The organism is Pantoea agglomerans, from assembly GCF_020149765.1.
GTDB lineage: Bacteria > Pseudomonadota > Gammaproteobacteria > Enterobacterales > Enterobacteriaceae > Pantoea > Pantoea alvi.
In genome coordinates this window covers 2,452,288-2,472,527 of the sequence record NZ_CP083809.1, presented here as the reverse complement: position 1 = coordinate 2,472,527, position 20,240 = coordinate 2,452,288, and the positions used below count along the sequence as shown (strand labels likewise).

Annotated in this window: 34 protein-coding genes and 2 other RNA genes; 14 read left to right on the top strand and 22 right to left on the bottom strand. The window is 53.2% G+C overall.

What is annotated here, in order from left to right; all coding sequences use genetic code 11:
• The first annotated feature begins 139 nt into the window (after nucleotides 1-139).
• The gene (gene phoH, locus LB453_RS14620) at nucleotides 140-928 is read left to right on the top strand and encodes a phosphate starvation-inducible protein PhoH (protein ID WP_103795488.1); all 789 of its coding nucleotides are present in this window, start codon (nucleotides 140-142) and stop codon (nucleotides 926-928) included.
• Nucleotides 929-1,251: 323 nt separating this feature from the next.
• Here the strand turns inward: phoH and LB453_RS14615 are convergent, their stop codons facing one another.
• From LB453_RS14615 to LB453_RS14510, 22 genes are all read right to left on the bottom strand, one after another.
• Nucleotides 1,252-1,740, bottom strand: coding sequence for a hypothetical protein (locus tag LB453_RS14615; RefSeq protein WP_103795489.1), 489 nt, complete (start codon nucleotides 1,738-1,740; stop codon nucleotides 1,252-1,254).
• 469 nt (nucleotides 1,741-2,209) lie between these two features.
• Nucleotides 2,210-2,338, bottom strand: a non-coding RNA gene (locus tag LB453_RS14610) — RtT sRNA.
• 46 nt (nucleotides 2,339-2,384) lie between these two features.
• Nucleotides 2,385-2,513: non-coding RNA, RtT sRNA (locus LB453_RS14605), on the bottom strand.
• Between the two features lie 168 nt (nucleotides 2,514-2,681).
• Nucleotides 2,682-3,860 carry an Arm DNA-binding domain-containing protein gene (locus tag LB453_RS14600; RefSeq protein ID WP_224481507.1) on the bottom strand — a complete coding sequence of 393 codons (1,179 nt, stop codon included), beginning with the start codon at nucleotides 3,858-3,860 and terminating at the stop codon, nucleotides 2,682-2,684.
• On the bottom strand, nucleotides 3,818-4,024 hold the full coding sequence (locus LB453_RS14595; protein WP_072010431.1) for an excisionase: 207 nt from the start codon (nucleotides 4,022-4,024) through the stop codon (nucleotides 3,818-3,820). Before LB453_RS14595 ends, LB453_RS14600 begins: the two co-directional genes overlap by 43 nt.
• A gap of 99 nt (nucleotides 4,025-4,123) precedes the next feature.
• Entirely contained in the window at nucleotides 4,124-6,049 is a 1,926-nt protein-coding gene (locus LB453_RS14590) for a phage N-6-adenine-methyltransferase (RefSeq protein ID WP_224481506.1), read from the bottom strand.
• A complete protein-coding gene (locus tag LB453_RS14585; RefSeq protein ID WP_224481505.1) occupies nucleotides 6,046-6,270 on the bottom strand; it encodes a hypothetical protein in 225 nt (74 codons plus the stop codon). Before LB453_RS14585 ends, LB453_RS14590 begins: the two co-directional genes overlap by 4 nt.
• Nucleotides 6,267-6,500 carry a DUF4060 family protein gene (locus tag LB453_RS14580; RefSeq protein ID WP_224481504.1) on the bottom strand — a complete coding sequence of 78 codons (234 nt, stop codon included), beginning with the start codon at nucleotides 6,498-6,500 and terminating at the stop codon, nucleotides 6,267-6,269. The genes LB453_RS14585 and LB453_RS14580 overlap by 4 nt, the downstream gene beginning before the upstream one ends.
• 44 nt (nucleotides 6,501-6,544) lie before the next feature.
• On the bottom strand, nucleotides 6,545-7,051 hold the full coding sequence (locus LB453_RS14575; protein ID WP_224481503.1) for a hypothetical protein: 507 nt from the start codon (nucleotides 7,049-7,051) through the stop codon (nucleotides 6,545-6,547).
• The gene (locus LB453_RS14570) at nucleotides 7,048-7,290 is read right to left on the bottom strand and encodes a DNA polymerase III subunit theta (RefSeq protein WP_224481775.1); all 243 of its coding nucleotides are present in this window, start codon (nucleotides 7,288-7,290) and stop codon (nucleotides 7,048-7,050) included. Before LB453_RS14570 ends, LB453_RS14575 begins: the two co-directional genes overlap by 4 nt.
• Entirely contained in the window at nucleotides 7,286-7,585 is a 300-nt protein-coding gene (locus LB453_RS14565; protein WP_224481502.1) for a hypothetical protein, read from the bottom strand. Before LB453_RS14565 ends, LB453_RS14570 begins: the two co-directional genes overlap by 5 nt.
• Nucleotides 7,586-7,588: 3 nt before the next feature.
• Nucleotides 7,589-7,909 (bottom strand): hypothetical protein, encoded by a 321-nt coding sequence (locus LB453_RS14560; RefSeq protein ID WP_224481501.1) that lies wholly within the window; start codon nucleotides 7,907-7,909, stop codon nucleotides 7,589-7,591.
• 320 nt (nucleotides 7,910-8,229) lie between these two features.
• Complete coding sequence (locus LB453_RS14555) at nucleotides 8,230-9,129, bottom strand: RecT family recombinase (RefSeq protein WP_224481500.1); 900 nt, start codon at nucleotides 9,127-9,129, stop codon at nucleotides 8,230-8,232.
• Nucleotides 9,126-9,944 carry a PD-(D/E)XK nuclease-like domain-containing protein gene (locus tag LB453_RS14550; RefSeq protein ID WP_224481499.1) on the bottom strand — a complete coding sequence of 273 codons (819 nt, stop codon included), beginning with the start codon at nucleotides 9,942-9,944 and terminating at the stop codon, nucleotides 9,126-9,128. Before LB453_RS14550 ends, LB453_RS14555 begins: the two co-directional genes overlap by 4 nt.
• On the bottom strand, nucleotides 9,944-10,255 hold the full coding sequence (locus tag LB453_RS14545; RefSeq protein WP_224481498.1) for a hypothetical protein: 312 nt from the start codon (nucleotides 10,253-10,255) through the stop codon (nucleotides 9,944-9,946). The genes LB453_RS14550 and LB453_RS14545 overlap by 1 nt, the downstream gene beginning before the upstream one ends.
• A 109-nt stretch (nucleotides 10,256-10,364) precedes the next feature.
• Nucleotides 10,365-10,502: a protease FtsH-inhibitory lysogeny factor CIII gene (locus LB453_RS14540; protein WP_224481497.1), complete on the bottom strand. Its 138-nt coding sequence runs from the start codon at nucleotides 10,500-10,502 to the stop codon at nucleotides 10,365-10,367.
• A 159-nt stretch (nucleotides 10,503-10,661) separates the two neighbouring features.
• A complete protein-coding gene (locus LB453_RS14535; RefSeq protein WP_224481496.1) occupies nucleotides 10,662-10,961 on the bottom strand; it encodes a hypothetical protein in 300 nt (99 codons plus the stop codon).
• A 36-nt stretch (nucleotides 10,962-10,997) separates the two neighbouring features.
• Entirely contained in the window at nucleotides 10,998-11,168 is a 171-nt protein-coding gene (locus tag LB453_RS14530) for a hypothetical protein (RefSeq protein WP_224481495.1), read from the bottom strand.
• 6 nt (nucleotides 11,169-11,174) lie between these two features.
• Nucleotides 11,175-11,423, bottom strand: coding sequence for a hypothetical protein (locus tag LB453_RS14525; RefSeq protein WP_224481494.1), 249 nt, complete (start codon nucleotides 11,421-11,423; stop codon nucleotides 11,175-11,177).
• A gap of 1,073 nt (nucleotides 11,424-12,496) precedes the next feature.
• On the bottom strand, nucleotides 12,497-12,925 hold the full coding sequence (locus LB453_RS14520) for a hypothetical protein (RefSeq protein ID WP_224481493.1): 429 nt from the start codon (nucleotides 12,923-12,925) through the stop codon (nucleotides 12,497-12,499).
• A gap of 8 nt (nucleotides 12,926-12,933) precedes the next feature.
• Nucleotides 12,934-13,362 (bottom strand): hypothetical protein, encoded by a 429-nt coding sequence (locus tag LB453_RS14515; RefSeq protein ID WP_224481492.1) that lies wholly within the window; start codon nucleotides 13,360-13,362, stop codon nucleotides 12,934-12,936.
• A gap of 14 nt (nucleotides 13,363-13,376) precedes the next feature.
• Nucleotides 13,377-14,024 carry a LexA family protein gene (locus LB453_RS14510; protein ID WP_081138934.1) on the bottom strand — a complete coding sequence of 216 codons (648 nt, stop codon included), beginning with the start codon at nucleotides 14,022-14,024 and terminating at the stop codon, nucleotides 13,377-13,379.
• 108 nt (nucleotides 14,025-14,132) lie between these two features.
• Here LB453_RS14510 and LB453_RS14505 point away from each other — a divergent pair, with 108 nt between their 5' ends.
• The 13 genes from LB453_RS14505 to LB453_RS14445 all read left to right on the top strand — a co-directional run bounded on the left by LB453_RS14505 (nucleotide 14,133) and on the right by LB453_RS14445 (nucleotide 20,074).
• Nucleotides 14,133-14,351 (top strand): helix-turn-helix transcriptional regulator, encoded by a 219-nt coding sequence (locus LB453_RS14505; protein ID WP_081138937.1) that lies wholly within the window; start codon nucleotides 14,133-14,135, stop codon nucleotides 14,349-14,351.
• A 112-nt stretch (nucleotides 14,352-14,463) separates the two neighbouring features.
• Complete coding sequence (locus tag LB453_RS14500) at nucleotides 14,464-14,763, top strand: CII family transcriptional regulator (RefSeq protein WP_224481491.1); 300 nt, start codon at nucleotides 14,464-14,466, stop codon at nucleotides 14,761-14,763.
• Nucleotides 14,764-14,797: 34 nt separating this feature from the next.
• Complete coding sequence (locus tag LB453_RS14495) at nucleotides 14,798-15,637, top strand: ParB/RepB/Spo0J family partition protein (RefSeq protein ID WP_224481490.1); 840 nt, start codon at nucleotides 14,798-14,800, stop codon at nucleotides 15,635-15,637.
• Complete coding sequence (locus tag LB453_RS14490; protein ID WP_318011371.1) at nucleotides 15,621-16,541, top strand: replication protein; 921 nt, start codon at nucleotides 15,621-15,623, stop codon at nucleotides 16,539-16,541. The genes LB453_RS14495 and LB453_RS14490 overlap by 17 nt, the downstream gene beginning before the upstream one ends.
• Complete coding sequence (locus LB453_RS14485; RefSeq protein WP_224481489.1) at nucleotides 16,538-17,230, top strand: replication protein P; 693 nt, start codon at nucleotides 16,538-16,540, stop codon at nucleotides 17,228-17,230. Before LB453_RS14490 ends, LB453_RS14485 begins: the two co-directional genes overlap by 4 nt.
• Before the next feature lie 2 nt (nucleotides 17,231-17,232).
• Nucleotides 17,233-17,388: a hypothetical protein gene (locus LB453_RS14480; protein ID WP_224481488.1), complete on the top strand. Its 156-nt coding sequence runs from the start codon at nucleotides 17,233-17,235 to the stop codon at nucleotides 17,386-17,388.
• A complete protein-coding gene (locus tag LB453_RS14475) occupies nucleotides 17,385-17,627 on the top strand; it encodes a hypothetical protein (RefSeq protein ID WP_224481487.1) in 243 nt (80 codons plus the stop codon). Before LB453_RS14480 ends, LB453_RS14475 begins: the two co-directional genes overlap by 4 nt.
• Complete coding sequence (locus LB453_RS14470) at nucleotides 17,593-18,048, top strand: YbcN family protein (protein WP_224481486.1); 456 nt, start codon at nucleotides 17,593-17,595, stop codon at nucleotides 18,046-18,048. The genes LB453_RS14475 and LB453_RS14470 overlap by 35 nt, the downstream gene beginning before the upstream one ends.
• Complete coding sequence (locus tag LB453_RS14465; protein ID WP_224481485.1) at nucleotides 18,041-18,271, top strand: phage NinH family protein; 231 nt, start codon at nucleotides 18,041-18,043, stop codon at nucleotides 18,269-18,271. Before LB453_RS14470 ends, LB453_RS14465 begins: the two co-directional genes overlap by 8 nt.
• Nucleotides 18,246-18,446 carry a hypothetical protein gene (locus LB453_RS14460; RefSeq protein ID WP_224481484.1) on the top strand — a complete coding sequence of 67 codons (201 nt, stop codon included), beginning with the start codon at nucleotides 18,246-18,248 and terminating at the stop codon, nucleotides 18,444-18,446. The genes LB453_RS14465 and LB453_RS14460 overlap by 26 nt, the downstream gene beginning before the upstream one ends.
• Nucleotides 18,434-18,736 (top strand): protein NinF, encoded by a 303-nt coding sequence (locus LB453_RS23445; protein WP_411970174.1) that lies wholly within the window; start codon nucleotides 18,434-18,436, stop codon nucleotides 18,734-18,736. The genes LB453_RS14460 and LB453_RS23445 overlap by 13 nt, the downstream gene beginning before the upstream one ends.
• The gene (locus LB453_RS14450; RefSeq protein WP_224481482.1) at nucleotides 18,702-19,310 is read left to right on the top strand and encodes a recombination protein NinG; all 609 of its coding nucleotides are present in this window, start codon (nucleotides 18,702-18,704) and stop codon (nucleotides 19,308-19,310) included. Before LB453_RS23445 ends, LB453_RS14450 begins: the two co-directional genes overlap by 35 nt.
• Nucleotides 19,307-20,074, top strand: coding sequence for an antitermination protein (locus LB453_RS14445; RefSeq protein WP_224481481.1), 768 nt, complete (start codon nucleotides 19,307-19,309; stop codon nucleotides 20,072-20,074). The genes LB453_RS14450 and LB453_RS14445 overlap by 4 nt, the downstream gene beginning before the upstream one ends.
• Nucleotides 20,075-20,240 lie beyond the last annotated feature (166 nt).

Here is a 20,240-nt window from a genome sequence, read left to right as displayed (position 1 = left end):
GCGCCTCGGTGCGGCGACACATCTTTATCAACGGTACGTCATGGCTCTAAAGGAAGCCAATCAAACCTCTAAAGCGTTCAGTTAATCGTGGCGGGCAAGCGCCCAACGCGGGAAATGAAACCAACTGTAAGGTGCGACTATGGGAAGACAGAAAGCAGTGATCAAAGCGCGTCGTGAAGCCAGAAGGGTGCTTCGTGGTGACTCTCGCAGTCATCGTCAGCGCGAAGAAGAATCGGTCACTTCGCTGGTGCAGATGGGTGGGCTGGATGCTATCGGTATGGCGCGCGACGTGCGCGACCGTTCGCCGATCGCCGCCAGAAACGACGCTCAGGCGCACTATCTCCAGGCCATAGAATCGAAACAGCTGATCTTTGCAACCGGCGAAGCTGGATGCGGTAAAACCTGGATCAGCGCCGCAAAAGCGGCAGAGGCCCTGATACATAAGGATATCGACAGGATTATCGTTACGCGTCCGGTGTTACAGGCCGATGAAGATCTGGGTTTCCTGCCAGGGGATATTTCAGAAAAATTCGCCCCGTACTTCCGGCCGGTCTACGACGTTCTGGTTAAACGTCTTGGCGCTTCCTTTATGCAGTACTGTCTGCGACCCGAAATCGGCAAGGTGGAAATCGCGCCTTTCGCCTATATGCGCGGCCGTACCTTTGAAAACGCGGTGGTGATCCTCGATGAGGCGCAAAACGTAACCGCAGCCCAGATGAAGATGTTCCTGACGCGCCTTGGCGAAAACGTCACGGTGATTGTTAACGGCGATATTACCCAGTGCGACTTGCCCGCTGGGGTGCCTTCCGGTCTTGCGGACGCGCTGGCGCGATTCGAAGAGGACGAGATGGTGGGCATTGTTCGCTTCGGCAAAGATGACTGCGTGCGCTCGGCGCTGTGTCAGCGAACGCTTCACGCGTATGGTTGATTGATTTGAGTGAGTCTGTGTAGCAAGCAAAACCCGGCGCAAGCCGGGTTTTTTTATGGGCACCGACTCACGCTTTCTGGCGCAGGGTTAACTGAGCGGATCCCGTGTGCGCCAGTGGCGGCCCGTTAAGCGGCATAGCGGGGTATATAAAAGAGAAATGCCTGAACCTGCGTTCAGGCATTTTCCTGAAGGTGCAGGGCGGTGTGAGGGCTGGCGACCGATAAAGCGATCTTTTCACGGCCCACTGTGGTTATAAACCCTCAGCAAAGCGCTGCCTCTCTCGGTTAGTGATATGTGGTGAAGGACAGAGAGTCAGATGAGAATTAATTATCTTTCCATTTGGTGGAAATGGGGTTTGTTACGGTATTTTTTTCCTGGGTATAGGTGCCGTTCTGTTGGGCAATGGCTTCGCCAGTATCAACAATCGCGTTCTGAATAAACACGTTCTGCTTTTCTCCCCGAACGAAGGTTAACTGATGAAAGGCCGTTTTATTACCCCAGTCGCCTGAAGGGAGTGAAATGAAACGGACGGTGAAGGTTTCATCTTCAAACTTGCCCTGCATGGAGTAAACACCATAGTGGTCTTCACCCTGTGAAATGATTTTATAGACGCCGTTATCGTAATAGTAGATCTCGGCATCGGGGAACGGTTTTTTGTCGTACATTTTACGGTAGTGCAGCACCTGCTTAATGGTGGGCTGACCGAAGGTGACGGTCAGTTTTTTGCCATCCGCTGAGGTCGTCAGCCCTTCAGCGTGAGCGCTGCTCATAAGCATTAACAGGCTTGCGGTTGCGGTTGTGATTATTTTCACTTCACTTCTCCTGGTCTGGTTAATGGATGATGTGCGTCTTAAGCGGAGCCGTTGAGCGTTTTTTTAACACGCCATCATCGTTTCAGCCAGTGCCTGTTTCTCGTACCCAGCACGCTTCTGCCAGTGCAGATTAACCATCCCGTCGCTCTTCTTATGCGCTCTCCAGCTTCGCCTTGCGCTGCAGGTACTCATCGGTGGATCTTTCGAGCGTGACAGACTGGTTCGCCAGCCCTCTTATTAATGGACAGGTAAAAAAAATGCCTGAACGTCAGTTCAGGCATTTTCCTGGATTTGTGGCGGTGAGAGAGGGATTGACTCGCTGCGCTCGCCCTGCGGGCAGCGTCGCAGGCTCCGCTGTCCAGCGTGCTTCGCCCGCTGTCGAACCCCGGCGGGGGTTCTCATACCCCTCTCATTGAGCGATATGTAAAAAAAATGCCTGAACGTCAGTTCAGGCATTTTCTTGAATTTGTGGCGGTGAGAGGGGGATTGACTCGCTGCGCTCGCCCTGCGGGCAGCGTCGCAGGCTCCGCTGTCCAGCGTGCTTCGCCCGCTGTCGAACCCCGGCGGGGGTTCTTATACCCCTCTCATTGAGCGATATAAACGAAAAAAGCCTGAACTTTCGCTCAGGCTTTTCTCTGAAATTATGGCGGTGAGAGGGGGATTGACTCGCTGCGCTCGCCCTGCGGGCAGCGTCGCAGGCTCCGCTGTCCAGCGTGCTTCGCCCGCTGTCGAACCCCGGCGGGGGTTCTCATACCCCTCTCATCGAAGAATATGTAAAAAAAATGCCTGAACGTCAGTTCAGGCATTTTCTTGAATTTGTGGCGGTGAGAGGGGGATTCGAACCCGCGTTCATATCTTCGTAACCTTCTGATATTAAATAGCTTCATAAAAGGATCCTTTTTCACGTGCACTACACGTGCATTTTTCTTTAAATTGCCCCGTTATTCGCTTCCGGTTTTGATCCCCGGCCTCGACAGGTGCCCATCGTAATCGACCAGGTACGAGCCGTAGTTTCTGAACAGCATGTCCGGTCCTTTATGCCCCATTTGCTTGCATAGCCAGAACAGGTTGGCCCCTGAGCTGATATGCATCGTCGCGAACGTGTGACGCGTCTGATACGGGTTGCGATACCTGAGCTTTGATTCGCGCATGATGATGCGCCACGCCTTTTGGCGAATAGCATCTGAGCCAGCCCACGGCTCGCCGGTTCGCGGATCTTCGAATACAAACTCGCTCTTCAGCTGCGTGAACTGCTTCATGATGCTGAGCGCCTCGATCGCCTCCTCGTTCAAATCTATCTTCCTTGTGCCGGCGCGCGTCTTCGTTGATTTCTCCACCCCCTCAACAACGGCGTTCTGCACAAACGCCGTCTTCCTCTCAAAGTCTATATCCCGCCATCGCAGAGCACATAATTCGGAAGGGCGAACGCCGGTGTTTAGTGCAAACTGGAATGTCGCCTTCCACTGTGGGTAGAGGCAGTGCATATAGATGATGCTGATTTCTGCCGGCGTGAACGGGTCGACCTCGTACTCCTCAGTGTTTCCATACTCGATGGAGAAGTAGCGAGATGCGCTGATGTGCGCGACAGGATTATCACTGATAAGCCCATCTGTTACCGCTTCATCAATGGCGCTACGCAAAAAGGACAGGCGATTTCGAATAGTCTTCAGCTTCGTCTTTTGCGTCGATACCCAGCTTTTTAGCGCCGCCGGCGTCAGCTCCGTAACGTAGATATTGTGAAGCACCCTGAGCGATCGCAGGCATTTCCTGTAGCCATCCAGAGTGGAGGGTGACAGGTTGCGGTTCTCGCTTATGACCAGGTACTCCTCAAGGTAATCCTTTACCGTTTTTTTCTTCTTCTGATGCCCGAACAGCGCGGCCTTTTTCGAACGGGGGAAGTACTGCAGGTAGTTAAAATCCCCCGACGCGATGCGGTTCTGAATCTCTCCCAGATACCGCTCGGCATACTTTATATTTCTCGCATTCACCTCCATCCCCGACAATGGCTCTCTGCACAGAACGCCATTAAACGTAAATGTCAGCTGCAGCGTTTCGCCAGTCTTATGGCGCCGCACGGTTATTCCGCGCGGTAAAGCGGATCCTTGCTGCTTCTTGCCCATCGGTTCACCTCTTCTGTATCTATCCAGCGCTCCCGGACGCCGTCCACTTTTAATACGTGAACTCCCATCCTCCAGATCTTCCTTTGTATCCGTTTGTTAATGGCTTCCTCCGATTCTCCTGTGGTTTGGCAGTATGCTGAAATGGGCATTACATCAAGGCTCATATCTACTCCTTTGGCGGCCATAGCCAGGCCAGCACGATACAAATAAAAAGGGCCAGATTAGTGATAATCCAGCCCATGTCGGCTTCTTTCTGGTGGCTGTCATGCGGCGCGCTCGTCGGCCGGCTCCCGGTCGGACAATAATTTCCTTCCGATCGCCATCAGCGTGTCGCGCGAGACATACCCGGTTATTCCAAAATCTGAGGCGAACGGGTTCCAGATCAGCAGCATCGAGCCCTTGTTGTTGCCATTGACTGGTTTGCCGGTATCAGCGCGAATAAACGAGAGGCGGCCGTCAATAATGAAGCGCACCTCGGTGCATGAGTTTCGTGCCAGGCTGAACCAGCCGACCGAAGTGTCAGCGGGAACAAGCATCACGGTGCCGATCCCTTTGCGACACTCTTCCGCGGCTTTTTTCACCCAAGGAGAAATGTCGCTATAGGGCGGATTGCACCAGGTGATCCCCAGTGGCAGTTGTCCGGCCCAATCCTGCGCCAGCGCATCATCCTTTTCGGTGAAGTAAACCGGCAACAGGTGGTTCTCTGCGCTGGCGGCCACATCGGCCACAAAGCGAAACTCCCGCTTCAGCGCTGCGAATATCTCCGGCGGCGTCTGCCAGCTGTCGCGATGCTCGGGCGGAGTTGTGCTGCCGCCATAATCGCCAATAGTTTTCACTACCGGCAGGGCAGCGGCTATGCGTTCGCCTATCCATCGCATTACCGGAACGGCCATGCTATTACCAATCGACCGGTATCGTGGACCGTCCGGGCAGTTTTCAGTTTCTTTGCCGCGCCAAGGGATTTGCGTGTGATTATCCGGAAAGCCCTGCAGACGCTCACACTCAACCGGAGTAAGGCGCCTGACTTCCATATTCACCAGCGCGTGAGGCTTATCGCCACCGCCACTTGAGGCACGCAGACAGTTGGATAGGTCATCTCCCATCTCTGCAGTAGCACCGCCTTCCCGGCCTCTAAGCGATATGCATATTGCTGGTGGGTTTCCGGCGTTCGCATGGCTCCCACAGTGCCCGCCGGCGCGAAGCGTTGGGCAAATCTCAGGTGCCGCATCACCGCCAAAATCCTTACTGCTGAAGGCGATCGCGGTTGGGTTGCGTGACATTAGCGCTGGTGACAGGTCTCCTGTTGATGCAGCTTGCGTTCCGCTCATACGCTCCGGGAAGGCCAATGCAAACGTCTCCACTTCAAAGTCTTGCCGCTGCCCTTTGGCCGTCAGGCAGGCGGCGACATCAATGGCTCCGCTGCGGTTTCCTCCACCGAATGCTGCGAGCAGGTGTCCCGCCTGTCCTTGATTGTCGTCTGCGCCACACGTTCCAACGCCGTTTGCAGTAAGGGCGGCAACTGACGCCCCCGTTTCCCTGCTCGGCGGAGTATCCCGGCGCATGCTGTTGAGCTCAAAAAGTACTGCTGAGGGATCAACTCCGTCTCGAGCACTTGCGACAACGAACACACGGCGGCGGCGTTGGGCCACTCCGAAAAATTGAGCATCAAGGACTCGCCAGGCGATAGCCCTTTGTGGTCCAGACACACAACCAGCGTTTGTCCATTTTCCCCCTGCTGGCTGGATCTCACTGCTTTCTCCGGCAAGTCCTGCCAGAAAGCATCCGAAGGCGTTGTCTTTACTGCTGAGGACGCCTGGGACGTTTTCCCAGACGATAATGGCAGGTGGCTGTTCATTGTCGGTTCGTCGCGTGTCGATTGCATTGGCTAATTCCACGAATGAAAGAGTTAACTGGCCGCGTGCGTCTTCGAGTCCGTTTCGAAGACCGGCCACTGAAAAGGCCTGGCAAGGTGTCCCCCCAACCAGAATGTCCGGGGCTTCCACTTCGCCAGTAGCAATCCGCGCTGCGATGGCTGTCATGTCACCCAGGTTACTCACTTCAGGCCAATGGTGCGCCAGCACGGCAGAAGGGAAGGGTTCTATTTCACTGAACCATGCAGGTTTCCAGCCCAGTGACTCCCAGGCAGCACTGGCAGCCTCTATGCCACTGCAAACAGAGCCGTATTTCACTGTCTTATCTCCTTATCAACCTGCCGCACATAGAAGGACAGCCAGCGTTTTGCTGGAAATGTGCCTGGCGGGAGGCATTGAACGGTTTTGGCGTGTTTATCGAGAAGGGTGGTTATGATGCGGTCGTGCTCCGATCGCGGCTTTCCTTTGGTCGCGATCAGAATGTCGGCGCGGCATTTCCGCGCCACCGAGCGAAGTGCGTTTTCTGCTTCAGGGCTCATGCGAACTCCGGTAAACGAGAAAGGTTGCGGGTGCCGGTAATTACGGTCGCAGCCATGGTTGTGCGACGGGTAATGACCTCAACCTGATAGTGTTTGCCGCGATAGGCGATGGAATAGGTGATGTGATGGTGCTTGTTGCCCTCGCCATACCTGGCTTTATGCGCTTCCAGTGCCTTACTGGCGACGACGATGTGGGCAGGTTCGGTGTCGCCGTAGATGCGTTCTTTCATAGATTTCAGGCGTAAAAAAACCGCCTCAGTGGGCGGCTTTATCATCAAGATATTATTGATTCATGAATCGTAGACGGGTCATCTACCTGCAAAAATATTTGAGCGTCTCTGTATATATCCCTGAGGTCTTTATCATGGGGTTTCATGCCAACTTTTTTCAAAGCTTCAGCATTCTCAATCTCACCTAACACGCCAGGCCTTAAATGCCTTATGAAAAAGTCAGTTAATATTTGCCTGTCACTATCACTAACATGGGATGAAGTGATTGATTTCTCTGCATAGAAACAAGCTGCCGCCATCTCGCTTACTTTCTCGATCGTCTCAACAACATGAGAGTCTTCACCTATGCAGTTATTGCATCTTTCAGATAATCGAACCAGTTCATCCATTATTCTGGATATCTCATTTTGTCTTTCAGTTCTTTCAAGGGCCAGCTTTGAAATGTCTGTAGACTTTCTCGCCTGATAAGTGGCGTATGCCGCAAAGATAGCTGAACCAAGCCCTCCCAGAGAGGAGATTAGGCTTATGTAATCTTCGTGATGCCAACTCAATCCTTTAACTCCTTCTGATAAACCGGATCAGTGCCGCGCGGGAACTTCGTCGACTCTTCCCTATAAAACTTTAGACGCTCTTGAAAGTAAGCGCGCAACGGCTCCGGCTGCTGCATCTCTACTTCATACGCGATCACAGGCATATTTATCCGCTCTTTATAAGCAATGCCAGATGCCGCCAGTTCGACGTTTATCCGGTCGCGCTCTTCTTTGTTGGCGAAGTCTATGTGAAATTTAATTCACGTCTTCTAACTCAATGAAACCACCCCAAACCCTCATTCTTATTATCTCTTCTATTTTGTAAGCTTTTGAGATTCTGCCTCGTTCAAACTCACTTACTCTCATGAACGGCTGGTGGTTAATACCATTAATAGCAATTTCATTAGATTTATCATCTATCAGCTGATAGTTCGGCCTGATGCCTTCGCCTGTCATGCCAATTCTAACTGATTCAGCTTTGTGAAAACGGGCTGCTTCAGCCATACCTTCGACATGTCCAGAAACCCACTTACTTACTTCCATTTTATTATTCATAGTTTAACCCCATTTTTTATATCTAGCTGCGCTTAAAAATAAAGGATTCTGCTTCAACCTTACTCCTACTTGGTCAAGGGCATATCCTTGATTTTCCATAATCTGCCGAACCATCTTTCCTAGCATTTGCTTAATGCGGTCGTTTTTTACTTCTTCACCAAATGCCTCTAACAGGCTTGGTTGAAGTGGCTCAAGAGCTGGCTTAGAAAGATATGTTGCAGTTTTCATCATTAGTAGCGCTTCTGGGGATATAAGAAAATTCCATAACGCTTTTCCTAATACGGTATCGGCAATATCAGAAAAACTTCCAGCATCAAATTCCATTCCGTCCTCACATGTTGTTTTGTATATGCTATATATGACATGTAATAAATGACGCGTCAATGGTTTCGATGAAACCCTTTGACCATCCTTTTATGCAACGCCAGACTACCTGCGCCCAGAACGAAATCGAACGCCGCAACGGAACGCCTTTTTGCATACCAATTCATAAGAGCGATTAAGCTGTCGGGCTATCAGTTTGGGTGAGGTAGTTGCTGCAAGTTCTTTCAGAAGGCCTCTCTCATCGTGCGACCAGCGGCGGCCAAAAGTTAACTGATTGCCACGACGCCGGTATTCAGGTGATTGCATATTCACCTCTGTGATTAGCCAATAGCCTCTTCAATTTCCGCCTTGCGCAGCAGGTAAACATCGGTGGCTTTTTCGAGTGTCTCAGCCTCCTTCGCCAGCATTCGTGCCGCGTATTTGTAGCAGCGGTCCAGACCGGCCACGTTTTCCGCTTCAGCTGCAGCGGTGGTGAAATCGGCAAGCAGCTCGTCCGGCGTGCGCGCTGGTGCACTGGTAATCGTCGCCGGGTTAATTTCGCGCTCGGGCTGCTGCGTTTCGGGCTTGCTGTTAATCAGGTTGTTCAGATCCGCACGGCTGCGCGCCGGGGTGATGTCGCGTTCCGCGCGCTGCGCCGGCTCAAACTCATCCGGGGTGTAAACGCCGAGAATCACGTCAGGGCAGTAGAGGCGCGCCCAGTATTTGACGGCCAGATAAGCCAGCTGCTGCTTCGGCGCCGTTTTCCAGAGCGGAGAGTTGCGGGTGGTCACGAACTCCAGATACAGCGGCTCGCCCCAGGTGATTTCCGTCTCGCCGCGCAGCACGGCACCGACCCGGACAAACAGACCGCGTTCATTTGCCGCGTTAGCCGCGCCGGGCTTCAACTTCTCCCAGTCGCCACCGTACTCATATTTGAAGCGACCCTGTACGGCCGTAGAGCTGGTGATGACGGCGTTTACCAGTTGTGCCTCGTAACCCAGCGTGCCGTTAACGAGATGCGTTTTCTGCGCTACTGCATAGGGGTTCATGCCCCACTGCGCAGCCTGCAGCGCGATAGCGAGACAGTCGGCCGGCTTGCCCGCCAGATGTGCCGGAACAGTGGCTTTTCCCAGCGCCATCACTTCAGCGAACGCCTGCAGCTTCTGCAAGCCGGTAGGGCTGAAAATTGCCGCTTTGGTGTCGGCCTCGTTGACAGGCGCGTTTGTGATTTCGTTGCTCATGCGTAATCCTTCCTTTTGGCCCAGTCCGGGCGCGTGATTTCTTCAATGCCGCCCCAGTTACCGGTCAGCATGCATTCGTGATAGGTATTCAGGTCGCGGCGGAAGAGGTCGTAGCCCACGGCAACATCGTCCTCCTGCAGCTGGAAAGTGCGCACCGGATACCGGCCGCAGTCGATCGACTCGCTGACGGCGATGAAAACGAAAAGCGGGTATTCGCCGAAGTGCTTGCTGAAGCCTTCGCGGTAGTAGGCGTCCTGAACGTGATAGCGAAACTCTTCGACGTGGCGAGCGAAGCGGGACATATCAGCCACTTTCTTCACGTCGACGATGACGGGCTGACCAGAGAGAAACTTATCTGGCCGGATCCGGCAAAGCTCGCCGGTCTGCTCATCGTTCCAGTAGATGGACGCCTCTTGATGGCCTTCAGCTTCCAGCAGCCAGCGCGCGGCCGGGTGGGCGAGGGCGCTGGCACGCATAAGCTTCAGTTTGCGGCCTTCCTCGGCATCCATCACCGTCATGCCTAGACCGGCGCAGTCCTGCAGAAAGGCTTTTTCGTTCGCCTTGCCTTCATTGGTCCGGCGGTTAAATTCGGGAGCCACGATGAAGCGGTGATCAAACTCTTCAGGTTCCAGCAGCAGGCAGTGCAGGGCTGTGCCCATATCCAGTGCAGATTTCTTCTCTTCGTCCTCGGGTGCTTCTTTGCGCCACTGAAAGATGGCCGGGTTGATCGCGATGTCGTCCAGCTGCGATTTGCTGATGCCGGGGCCGCTGTGGTACGACTCGTTACTGATGTCGTAATAGATGCCGGGCTCCATCACGCCACCTCATCGAAGCTGTGTCTGCTTTTCCAGATGGCGATCGCCATGTGCCGCTTAGCAACTTTCACCAGCGCATCGCGCAGGAAATTTTCAGCGGCTTCGTACTGCTCGTCGTCTTGGTCGACCAACTCGGCAGCGGGATAATCGAAATGCTTCGGCAGAAACGCACACAGCGCCGTCATCAGCGGGTTAATTTTGTGCTGGTCCATCATCGCGTCGACTTCATCGCCGATGCGCTCTAAATCGGTTTCGGAGAGGTTTTTCATGATCTCTTCGACTTCCTGTTTTGCTCGCCATGAAAGTTTCACTGGTGCGCTCTCCGTAACAACAGCATTGCCATGGCCCACTTCGCGCTGTCGCCGAACAGATGGGCCTCTCGTGAAAGCTCCTGCGCTTTCTGGAAATAGCGAATCTTCATCAGGGTCTCCCTGGCTGTTTCATGGTGTCGGTCAGCCAGCGGCAGATAGTGCGCAGGCGTTCCGTTAAGCGGGTTAACTGGGAAGGATAAAGCTGAGCGGCATCCACGATGGTGCCGCCCGCGATCGCAAGATTCATCGTGGACATCCTTAAATGAGTTGGGGTGGTTTGGTTAAAAAAATGGCCCCTGCATTCCTGCAGGAGCCAAAGGCGAAAAACTCTCATACCGCATTGCGGCTCATTGCACGTCTGGTGCAAATGCACCGTCATGACCTGTCGTAACAGGCCATTGCGGTGTCACTTAAACCACTGGGACGCCAGATAAGCCGCGCCCGCGATTTTGTGCTCATGCTTCGGCTCGTAATCAACGAGGCAGGCCTTGATATTCAAAAGCGCCAGGTTGAGGTTTACGCCTTCCTTAGCAGTCGGGTATTCGCTCTTATCGAGTCCGTTAAAGAACCACTGACTGATGAACTTGTTCCAGCGATTCCCCATCTCTTTGAATTCGCCAGGCGTGTCGTTATAGGCCGGGAGGATTTTCATAGCTTTGCCGCCGAACACGATGTCGAGGCGGTTGATTTCAATCGGCTGCTGCATCACGTATCTCCTGAATTTGGGCGTAAAAAAAGCCGCTTATGCGGCTTGGAATCCTGTCACCTCAACCCGGCAGATGGGGTAGGTGTGCAGTTGCTTTTCAGCGATGATTTGCTGAGCTTCTTCCATGCTGGCGACGTCATCGCAGAACTTAATGTTCTCTTCGCCGTCATCCCATTTGCCAGCCAAAATCGTGTAACAGAGATTCATGGTTCCTCACTTAATGATGTGCGTTGCGTCTTTGCGAACCTTGCGATGCCCGGCGCTGTAAATCGCTACGGCGGGCAGGCACATGGCGCCATCTTCGTGCTTTTCGCGAGGGCTCGGCGCTGATACAGCGCGCGAAACGCGCTCGGCGCTGACGTCAACGCGGGCTTTACCTTCAGCCGCTTCTGCACGGCGTTTTGCGATCAGTTCGCCACGCTTGAGGTAGCGACGGCTGACGCTATTGGTAGCTGCAAACATATTTACCTCCGGTAATTGGCTTAGGTGATTGGATGGCCGGTGCTGTTAACTCATTCGGCATACTGGTTAGAGCGCCCGCACTACCAGTGACTCTGTCTTGAGGCGCCGGTTGGCTACGGCTTGCCATGGGCACTGTGTATACATCGGTCGCGCATCAGCCTGCGCATTCATCCAATCCCAAAGCCAACTGCTCTTTGGTCTCCCACAAGGGCGGGAGAAATAAACCCCATCAATGTTAAAGAGCGATCCAACATCCTGTTGGTTACTGCGTCCTGCTGATGGAAATAATATTCACATATTGTGATTTAATGGTCAATCACGATTTGTGTATAAAATGCGTTTAACACGTTATGTGTATGATTTTGGCGTGAATTTATTTTTGGCGGTGATCGGCAGGCACAAAAAAGCCCGCCACTCGAGGAGAGATGACGGACAACGTGGTAGGAATTTAGTTGTTGATGTGTTCATAGCTGGCATCCGAGCCAGTAATGGTCAGGTTAGCAGTGGTCGCTATATGTGCAAGCGTAAGCGGTTGATTAAATTAGCGTTGCGTTTATAAAAAAGCCCGCACGAGGCGGGCAGAGATGCTGTATATAGTCTTTTTTAGCCCTTGGGGCATGTCTCTTTGGACACTATGTTATCGGCATGGAAGCCGTGAGCTTTAGAGATGGGCACAAAAAGCCCGCTCAATGGCGGGCAAAGTGGTTCAGCACAGGGTTAACCTGCAAATCTCGTACAGCTAACGCGCAACATCCTGTATGCGTGTAGCCTTTACAGGTTAGGAGTGTGAGAGGTCTTGCGATGTGGGAATGGTCCTACAAGTCATGAAGTTAGGATTGTTCTGGCAAGAGGAGTTGGCTTAAAAAAGCCCGCTCTATGGCGGGCAAGAAGACACAAATTCCAATGGGGAAAGCCATCGCACACAGCAAATAATGTGCTTTCAAAGCATAGGCTACTGCCGCTACGTTGCTGTGAAACATAGCGTAGTAATTTTACTCGTCAGGATTACGTTAGTTGATGTACTGAAAAGAAAAAAGCCCGCTCAGTGGCGGGCTTAATGGAATTCTCTATGGCTAGATTTCAATATCTACAATAAAGAACTTGCTGATTGCGCCTTTCCTCACAGATGCTTTGGCGGTGATCTTGACCGCCGCGCTCTCATTGAGTCCGTGATTGAGAAATTTTGCCAGCGAAGCAAGGTAGGGGTTGTCAGAAGCAGATGCGGATGGATCGCTGATTAGGGCCGGGATACGCCTGTCCATATCATCACCTTGCAAAATGACCTTAGCTGTCATTTTGTGGGCATCGAACTCGGTGAGGTAGATTCGGTACTCACGCAGGCCGATAACTTCATCATCATCTAACTGATCGATAATGGCTTTATCTTCTTCGTTTATCACTGCCGGGTTAAATCCACCACCTGAACTGACGCTGATTTTGTTGCAGGTATTGCCAATCGGTGAAACTGCTTGCCTGACGGACGGACGCAACTCAGTAGCCATCTTGTCTATCACGGAGATGAGTCCATCGAGGTTCCTTTGTCTTTGTTTCCGAGAGCCTCAATGGCTTTCTCGAGCGCATCCTTAAGGTATTTCATTTCCTCTTTCTTTTGAGCGTTTTTAGCAAAAATATAGGGTATCAATGCACCAAGTATAGCCCCGGCAGATCCCGAGAACAATTGAGATTGAGTGATGAAATTCATAACAGTATCAAGGGTGAAGCAGTTCGCTTTTGCTTCTTTCGCATATACCTTAACTTCATGACCTGCCGAGTTCTTCGTATATCTTTGCGTAATCGCGAAGGTGCCAGCAGTTGCGAGAATTTTTGAGAAACCCTTTAAAGACTCACCAAGGCAGTTGAGTTCAATCTCATGCTTTTCAGCATCTAAGCCGTCGTATCTAAGCGAAAAGTTAACATCCCGAATACTAGTGTTTTCCATCCTTGCCTCTTTGTTTACCCGAACGTCTCTTCCGGCCACTGAGCCTTAACCACCTTGCCGATAATGCGGATGCTGTGGTCACAGTCCAGAATCCTGTAAGCAGGGTTCAGCGGCACCAGGTAACTAACGCCACCATCCAGCTCGTACTTCTTGAAGGTTGCCTCTGAATCGCCATTCGCCGAAGCAACGCAGAAGTCACCCGTTTCAACCGGTTCGGCCGGATCAACCAGAATCAGCATGCCCTCCGGGAAGCTCGGGCGGACGCCCTGTGGCGCTGTCATGGAATGACCTTTCACCTCTAGCCAGAAAGCGTTCTCACTGGCTTTCTTGGTTGTTGCCACCCATGCCTTAGCATCGCTCGCGGTATAGCTGCCTACTTCTGAGAAGGGTCCAGCCTGGACGTAGGCGAACAATGGGTATTCGTATTGTTTGAAAACAGAATCGGCCTCATCGCCAAACATGATTTTGGCTGGTGATACTCCAAGGGCTGAACCAAGGACTACCGCGTCGTCAGCACTTACCTTACGTGTGCCTAACTCATAATTCCCCAGACGAGACGGAGCTGCCCAACCGCAAAGTTTGGCTAGCTGTACTTGGCTAAGTCCTTTTGCTTCACGTAGGGATTTGATCCTTTCCCCGATTAACTCATGCATTGTTTTCATCCGATAAATTTACCACGGTTCGTGATTGCACTCCGTACACGAATTGAGGTTGACTGTTAATCACATTTTGTGTGTAATGGTTCTGCATTTAATGTTATGGAGGCTGCAATGAACAACATTGCTCAGCAGCGAAAAAAAATCGGAGTTTCGCAAGCTGTCCTGGCGTCAGCCATTGGTTGGGGTCAATCCCGTATCGCCAACTATGAGCTGAACATCCGTACTCCAAGCCTAAATGACTGCCGAGCAATCATTGAAGGCTTAAAAAAATTGGGCTGCAAATGCTCGCTGGATGAAGTTTTCCCACCGTCCAAAGACAAAGCAGCTTAAGCAACACCGCTCTTTAACACTCTGAAACCCGTCCCCGCCCGTGTGGGGAAACCTTAAGTGACTTGCTCACCGCAATGTCACGCAACTTATTCAACGAAAGAGATATTACGTCATGGAAATTGCAAGTTATCGCAAAAAAGCGCGAGAAATCGAAAGTCAGTTACTGAACAAACTGGCTGAACGCGGACAAGGAACTCTGGCGAAAGTGCTTGATATGGATGAAGCGACCATAAGCCGAATGAAGCGCAGATCGGGAATGCAGAAGCACAGCTTCTTCCAGATGATGAGCCTCGCTATGGCTTACCTCGATGTTGTGTCGCCGGAATCTGAAGTGGCGCAAAGACTGCTTCGCATTGAGCAGCTTCTTACCAAAGAAAAGGCCCCGAGCTGCGCGAACAGCTTCGAGGCCTGATGCGAAAAGACTGGATCAATTCACAGGAGTAATTATGAGTAGTTTATCACTGCATTACAAGGCCAAGGACAAAAACGGCACCGAGACAACGGTCAAAAAAACGTTTCTGGTTCCACTGGCTGAGCTGTATATCGAGCCGGGCTATAACGTCCGTGAAATAGACCAGGCGCACGTCGAAGAGTTTCGCGACGCGTTCATCGCCGGCGAGTTTGTCCCGCCTCTGGCTGTTCAGGTAACTGAGCAGGGCATCAAAGTAATCGACGGTCATCACCGCTATCACGGCGCGCTGCTGGCGACAGAAGCAGGCCATGAGATTGCGCGCCTGGAGTGCAAAGACTTTTCCGGTACCGAAGCCGATCGCATCGCGTTCATGGTTACCAGCAGTCAGGGTAAACCGCTCACCTCGCTGGAGCGCGCTGCAGCATATCAGCGCCTGGCTAATCAGGGTTGGTCGACCTCAGAAATCGCCAGCAAGGTGAAACGCTCTGTTGGCGACGTTGATCATCACCTGCAGCTGCTTGCCTGCGGTGATGAGCTGATCGCGATGGTGAAAGCGGGCGAAGTTGCTCCGACGACTGCAGTGGCTCTTTCTCGTGAACACGGGCCGAAAGCTGACAGTGTTGCCCGTGAGCAGATGGAGAAGGCCAAAGCGGCCGGGAAAAAGAAACTGTCCCGTAGCGCAGCAATTCCTCAGTTCAGCGCGGGAAAAGCGCGGCGCCTGGTAGAGTTGCTGGTTGATGCTGAGTTCGATCGCGATGGTGGCTTTGACAGTCTGATTCTTTCGCACGGCACGGCTGAAGAGATAAAGCGGATCATCGCTGAATATCGCGCTGGCATACCGGCGGGCGGGGGCGGCGATGAATCTGGCTTATGACAATGTATCACCAATCAGGCCCGAACTCCGGGCCGTGGAGCGTCGCGTGGCAGATCTGGAGGACGGATACACGCGCATCGCCAATGAACTGCTTGAGGCTGTCATGCTGGCTGGAATGACACAGCATCAGCTTCTGGTTTTCATGGCCGTTATGCGCAAAACATACGGCTTCAACAAGAAAGTTGACTGGGTGAGCAACGAACAGCTCTCCCAGCTTACAGGTATGTTGCCGCACAAATGCTCAGCAGCAAAAAGCGCGCTGGTGAAGCGAAATATCCTCACTCAGGAAGGGCGGCTGACGGGCATAAACAAGGAGCTAAATGAGTGGAAAAACGAGCCTTACCCGAAAAAGGTAAACTTACCCGAATCAGGTAAGAAATGTTTACCCGAATCAGGTAACGGGTCTTACCCGAATCGGGTAACCACAAAAGACACTATTACAAAAGACAAAAAAGACATTAAACAAACGTCCGAGAATTCTGGCGAATCCTCTGACGAGCGTCTGAAAAGTCTTCCTGTCGTCCGACCTGAAGCAGCGGTTCATTCACCGAGGGGCGATAAGTGGGGAACCGCTGATGACCTTCTGGCCGCTCAGTGGATATTCAGCCGGGTTCAGGTGATCACCCCGACAGCACAGCAACCCAACTGGCCTGCCTGGGCAAACGACATTCGTCTGATGCGCGATTCCCTGAAAGTCAGCCACCGGGAAATTTGCGAAATCTTCACCTGGGCGAACGGCAATCAGTTCTGGCAGACCAATATCCTCAGCCCTTCGAAGCTGCGAAAGCAATGGGCGACCCTTAAAGCGCAGATGAGCCAGCCGGCTCGCAACGCGCCATCCAGTTCACAGCAACAGATTCCACACTGGAACGACCGCAGAGAGTGGGAGGAAAATTTCATATGAGAAATCTCGTAGCCGCAATAAACAACCGCGACAGCAGCGCTCTGGCCCGCATGGCTGGTGACGGCCCGCAGCCGGTAGATCGTGGCGTTAACGAAACCGTTGAGCGCCTGGTCGACATGCTGTTCATGAGCCTCAAGCAGGTGTTTCCCGCATCGGTCAGCACGGCGCTGAAAGACCCGCGTGACGAAGCCTCAGCCAAGCGTCAGTGGATCGCTGCCTTCGCCGAAAACGACATCAGCACGAAGCAGCAGCTGTCGACCGGCATGAAGCACGCTCGGGCCAGTGCCTCGCCGTTCTGGCCGTCGCCTGGACAGTTTATCGAGTGGTGCAAGCAGGGCGAACTTCGATCCGCTGGTCTGCCGGACGAAGACGGCCTGTATGACATGGTGATGAAATACTCCGCCCGCCGCGGTCTGATCGACAGCCCCGAGGCGTACCCGTGGGAAAGCAACGCCGCATACTGGATGGTCACTGGCCTGTATAGCACCATGCGCGCCAACAACCTCTCCGAGTCTGAGCTGCGCGCAAAATGCCGCGCCGAGCTTCGCAAAATGGCGTCGCGCATCAAGTCTGGCGAAGAAATTCCCCCACCGCGCGCGCAGCTGGAAAAGCTCTACATGCCTACCGCCAGCGAAAAGGCCCTGGACAACGTTGCCCGGCTGAAAGCTCTCGTCAGGAAAGGGAGGTAATCATGAGCGAAAACATCAGAAGCAGTTTCGAGCGTTTTTATCACAGCGTTCACGGCGACAAGCACAGCATGACCCGATCGCACCTCGGCTATCAGGATGAGACTGTCGATCGCGCGTTTTTCTTCTGGCTGGCCGGACGGGAAGGAGCAAGGGTATGACGCAGGTTATCCAGCTCGTTATCGAGCCACCAAAACTTCGCCAGGCGCGGAACCTGACGCTGGCGATCATGAATCTCGCCCAAAAGGGCACGCTGACGCCGGAGCAGTATCAGGCGCGGATTGAGGCCGTGGGCATCCTGGCACAAGAGGCGCATGACGTAATCGTTGCTGCTGAATGTGAAACCCAACATGAGACCCGCAAGCATGGAGATACCGAAAGACGGCATACGCCTTCATAAATCGAACTTCAGCGCCATCGGGCAACAGCTTCAACCTCTGCTCGATTCCGGCGACTGCTACCGCCTCATCTTAAAGCCCTGGCGGGACAAGAGAAGCCTTTCACAAAATGCCCTTTCCCATGTTTGGTACGAACAGCTTAGCGAATACCTCATTCGCCGCGGCAAAACCATCGCTACCAAAGAGTGGGTCAAAGACGCCATGAAGCATACGTATCTCGGCTATGAGCAGCGGGAAATGGTCGATGTTATCACCGGCGAGAAAACCACAATCAGTTCGCTTCGCCACACCTCAGATCTGGATACGGGAGAGATGCACTTCTTCCTGACGCAGGTAGAGGGTTGGGCTTTAAACATCGGCTGCAAACTGACGGTGCCGGCCGACAGCGAATACATGAATCTGAAGGAAAAACAAAATGGGTAAAGCCATTGTTCAAACCATTCCCGAACTTCTCGTTGAGACGCGAGGGAACATGGCAGCAGTTGGCCGCATGACAGGCATCGCCCGTCAGACGGTGAAGTGTTACGCACGCGACGTTGATGGAAAAAAACATGCGATCGTCAACGGCGTTCTGATGGTCGCGCAGGGGAATCGTGGTCCGAGGAAAAAGGGAGAGTCTGATGCAAAAGACATGGTTCACTCATGATCCGGTAGATACCGACACCGCCAACGAACTACTTTCACGCTACGCCGCCCGCAACATCCAGACCCAAAAGACACTCGCTACCGATCCACGCCTCTGGCTGGTCAGCGCGCTGCTGCCCGAGGGAAACCGCGAACCACGGAGAGACACAACCTATGAGCACAAATGTTGGGCGTAAGCGCTGCTGTAGTTGCAACACCGTTCTCACCAGTGAGGACAAACACCGCTTCGGGCTCAACTGTGAAATCTGCGAAGAAGACACCTGGTATTACGAGCACTTCGACTATGTCCCTGTCCACACCATCTGGCGATACGTCTGCTATCAGCTGCGCTGGCTGCGGTTCAGCATTGCCGCTGGACTGGGTATATGCCTGCGCCCGCTGTTGCGCTGGCTGGATGCAAGGCGACAACCTGAGAATGCACGGAGGGAGCGATGAGGAAGATCAGGCGCCGCTGCAAAAACCCTGACTGCCGCGAATGGTTTAATCCTGCCTTTCAAAATCAGTGGTGGTGCAGCGCAGAGTGTGGAACCGTAATCGCACTTGCTAAGCGGGAGAAAGACCGGCAGAAAGCGAAACAGGAAGCAGAACGACGACGAAGAGAACAGACCCAGCAGGAAAAGCGCCACACCAAAATCCGCAAGTTAGCAGTACAGCCCCTCAGTTACTTCCATAAGCAAGCCCAGTCCGCCTTCAACGAATATATCCGCACTCGCGACGCAGAAGCGCCTTGCATCAGCTGCGGACGATTCCACGATGGAAAGTATGACGCTGGACATTACCGCACCCGCGGCGCGTCACCGGCCACCCGTTACGACGAAAGCAACTGTCATAAGCAGTGCGTTCCCTGTAACCAGCACCTCTCCGGCAACATCGAGAACTACACGCCAAACCTGATTAAGAAAATCGGGCAGGCTGCTTTCGATCGCCTGATGGGGCCGCACCCGGTGAAGAAGTGGACGCGGGAAGAGTTGCAGGAACTGGCAGCGCACTACCGGCAGAAAACCAGAGAGCTGATCAAGCAGAGGAGCGAAGCAGCATGAGCCTTGAAGCAACCGTGAAGTACCACTTCCCGAAGGGCCAAAACTTCAGCGGCACGGCGCCACAGACATCGCCTGACGCGATGACCGGGACCGACTATGTAGCTGCCATGGGCATGACGCAAAGCCGCGCGCCGCTGGGTTATGCAGCCTTTATGGGTAAGGTGGGAGTAAGCGAGAACGACGCCCGACGCGCCGTATCCCTGTTAACTGATTTTGCACTGCAGACCTGCGATCGGGTTGCCGCCCTTCGCAAGCTTGAAACTGATATTAAACCAGCTGTGATGCAAGTGCTCGCAACTTACGCCTACCTCGATTACTGCCGCAGCGCCGCCAGCGTTAAGCCGTGCGAGTGTTGCAATGCCACCGGCTTTATCGCCGCGGAAGTCGTGACGATGAAGTCGATGCTGTCGGGCGCAGGCCGACGCGAAGTGCGTGAGCAGGTCCGGGTGCGCTGCAAAACATGCGCCGGCAAAGGCGTTGTGTCTTCGGCGTGCCGTGACTGTAACGGGCGAGGGCGCGCAGTAATGCGCAAGGAGTCCGAACGGCAGGGCGTGCCGGTGATGGGAGACTGTAAGCAGTGCAGCGGAAGAGGGTTTGAACGTATTCCTTCAACTGCAGCATATCGCGCGATCAGCAGCATTACCGATTCAATAAGCCTGGCTACGTGGGAGAAGAGCGGCAAGCAGTTTTATGAAACGCTGATTGGCAAACTGGAGACAGAAGAGTCATGGGCAAATGCGGCACTGAATAAGGTGACCGCGTAGAGCCAAATAAAATAGCCTGTTATTTTATCGCAGGCTATTTACTTTTCCGGAAGTCAGGGATATAGTTCCAAACAGTGAAAGCTACGTCTTGTTGTTGAGCGGCAACAAAACAGTCTGCAGTTTCTGAGTGGACACTAAAAAGTCCTGCGGTTTAATGCCGTGGGGC

Excerpts from the sequence above, each read along its gene's own strand:
- phoH (WP_103795488.1), top strand. The coding sequence starts at position 140 with ATGGGAAGACAGAAAGCAGTGATCAAAGCGCGTCGTGAAGCCAGAAGG.
- LB453_RS14600 (WP_224481507.1), bottom strand. The coding sequence starts at position 3,860 with ATGGGCAAGAAGCAGCAAGGATCCGCTTTACCGCGCGGAATAACCGTG.
- LB453_RS14595 (WP_072010431.1), bottom strand. The coding sequence starts at position 4,024 with ATGAGCCTTGATGTAATGCCCATTTCAGCATACTGCCAAACCACAGGA.
- LB453_RS14585 (WP_224481505.1), bottom strand. The coding sequence starts at position 6,270 with ATGAGCCCTGAAGCAGAAAACGCACTTCGCTCGGTGGCGCGGAAATGC.
- LB453_RS14580 (WP_224481504.1), bottom strand. The coding sequence starts at position 6,500 with ATGAAAGAACGCATCTACGGCGACACCGAACCTGCCCACATCGTCGTC.
- LB453_RS14565 (WP_224481502.1), bottom strand. The coding sequence starts at position 7,585 with ATGAATAATAAAATGGAAGTAAGTAAGTGGGTTTCTGGACATGTCGAA.
- LB453_RS14560 (WP_224481501.1), bottom strand. The coding sequence starts at position 7,909 with ATGGAATTTGATGCTGGAAGTTTTTCTGATATTGCCGATACCGTATTA.
- LB453_RS14555 (WP_224481500.1), bottom strand. The coding sequence starts at position 9,129 with ATGAGCAACGAAATCACAAACGCGCCTGTCAACGAGGCCGACACCAAA.
- LB453_RS14550 (WP_224481499.1), bottom strand. The coding sequence starts at position 9,944 with ATGGAGCCCGGCATCTATTACGACATCAGTAACGAGTCGTACCACAGC.
- LB453_RS14540 (WP_224481497.1), bottom strand. The coding sequence starts at position 10,502 with ATGAATCTTGCGATCGCGGGCGGCACCATCGTGGATGCCGCTCAGCTT.
- LB453_RS14535 (WP_224481496.1), bottom strand. The coding sequence starts at position 10,961 with ATGCAGCAGCCGATTGAAATCAACCGCCTCGACATCGTGTTCGGCGGC.
- LB453_RS14530 (WP_224481495.1), bottom strand. The coding sequence starts at position 11,168 with ATGAATCTCTGTTACACGATTTTGGCTGGCAAATGGGATGACGGCGAA.
- LB453_RS14525 (WP_224481494.1), bottom strand. The coding sequence starts at position 11,423 with ATGTTTGCAGCTACCAATAGCGTCAGCCGTCGCTACCTCAAGCGTGGC.
- LB453_RS14520 (WP_224481493.1), bottom strand. The coding sequence starts at position 12,925 with ATGGCTACTGAGTTGCGTCCGTCCGTCAGGCAAGCAGTTTCACCGATT.
- LB453_RS14515 (WP_224481492.1), bottom strand. The coding sequence starts at position 13,362 with ATGGAAAACACTAGTATTCGGGATGTTAACTTTTCGCTTAGATACGAC.
- LB453_RS14510 (WP_081138934.1), bottom strand. The coding sequence starts at position 14,024 with ATGAAAACAATGCATGAGTTAATCGGGGAAAGGATCAAATCCCTACGT.
- LB453_RS14505 (WP_081138937.1), top strand. The coding sequence starts at position 14,133 with ATGAACAACATTGCTCAGCAGCGAAAAAAAATCGGAGTTTCGCAAGCT.
- LB453_RS14500 (WP_224481491.1), top strand. The coding sequence starts at position 14,464 with ATGGAAATTGCAAGTTATCGCAAAAAAGCGCGAGAAATCGAAAGTCAG.
- LB453_RS14495 (WP_224481490.1), top strand. The coding sequence starts at position 14,798 with ATGAGTAGTTTATCACTGCATTACAAGGCCAAGGACAAAAACGGCACC.
- LB453_RS14490 (WP_318011371.1), top strand. The coding sequence starts at position 15,621 with ATGAATCTGGCTTATGACAATGTATCACCAATCAGGCCCGAACTCCGG.
- LB453_RS14485 (WP_224481489.1), top strand. The coding sequence starts at position 16,538 with ATGAGAAATCTCGTAGCCGCAATAAACAACCGCGACAGCAGCGCTCTG.
- LB453_RS14480 (WP_224481488.1), top strand. The coding sequence starts at position 17,233 with ATGAGCGAAAACATCAGAAGCAGTTTCGAGCGTTTTTATCACAGCGTT.
- LB453_RS14475 (WP_224481487.1), top strand. The coding sequence starts at position 17,385 with ATGACGCAGGTTATCCAGCTCGTTATCGAGCCACCAAAACTTCGCCAG.
- LB453_RS14470 (WP_224481486.1), top strand. The coding sequence starts at position 17,593 with ATGGAGATACCGAAAGACGGCATACGCCTTCATAAATCGAACTTCAGC.
- LB453_RS14465 (WP_224481485.1), top strand. The coding sequence starts at position 18,041 with ATGGGTAAAGCCATTGTTCAAACCATTCCCGAACTTCTCGTTGAGACG.
- LB453_RS14460 (WP_224481484.1), top strand. The coding sequence starts at position 18,246 with ATGCAAAAGACATGGTTCACTCATGATCCGGTAGATACCGACACCGCC.
- LB453_RS23445 (WP_411970174.1), top strand. The coding sequence starts at position 18,434 with ATGTTGGGCGTAAGCGCTGCTGTAGTTGCAACACCGTTCTCACCAGTG.
- LB453_RS14450 (WP_224481482.1), top strand. The coding sequence starts at position 18,702 with ATGAGGAAGATCAGGCGCCGCTGCAAAAACCCTGACTGCCGCGAATGG.
- LB453_RS14445 (WP_224481481.1), top strand. The coding sequence starts at position 19,307 with ATGAGCCTTGAAGCAACCGTGAAGTACCACTTCCCGAAGGGCCAAAAC.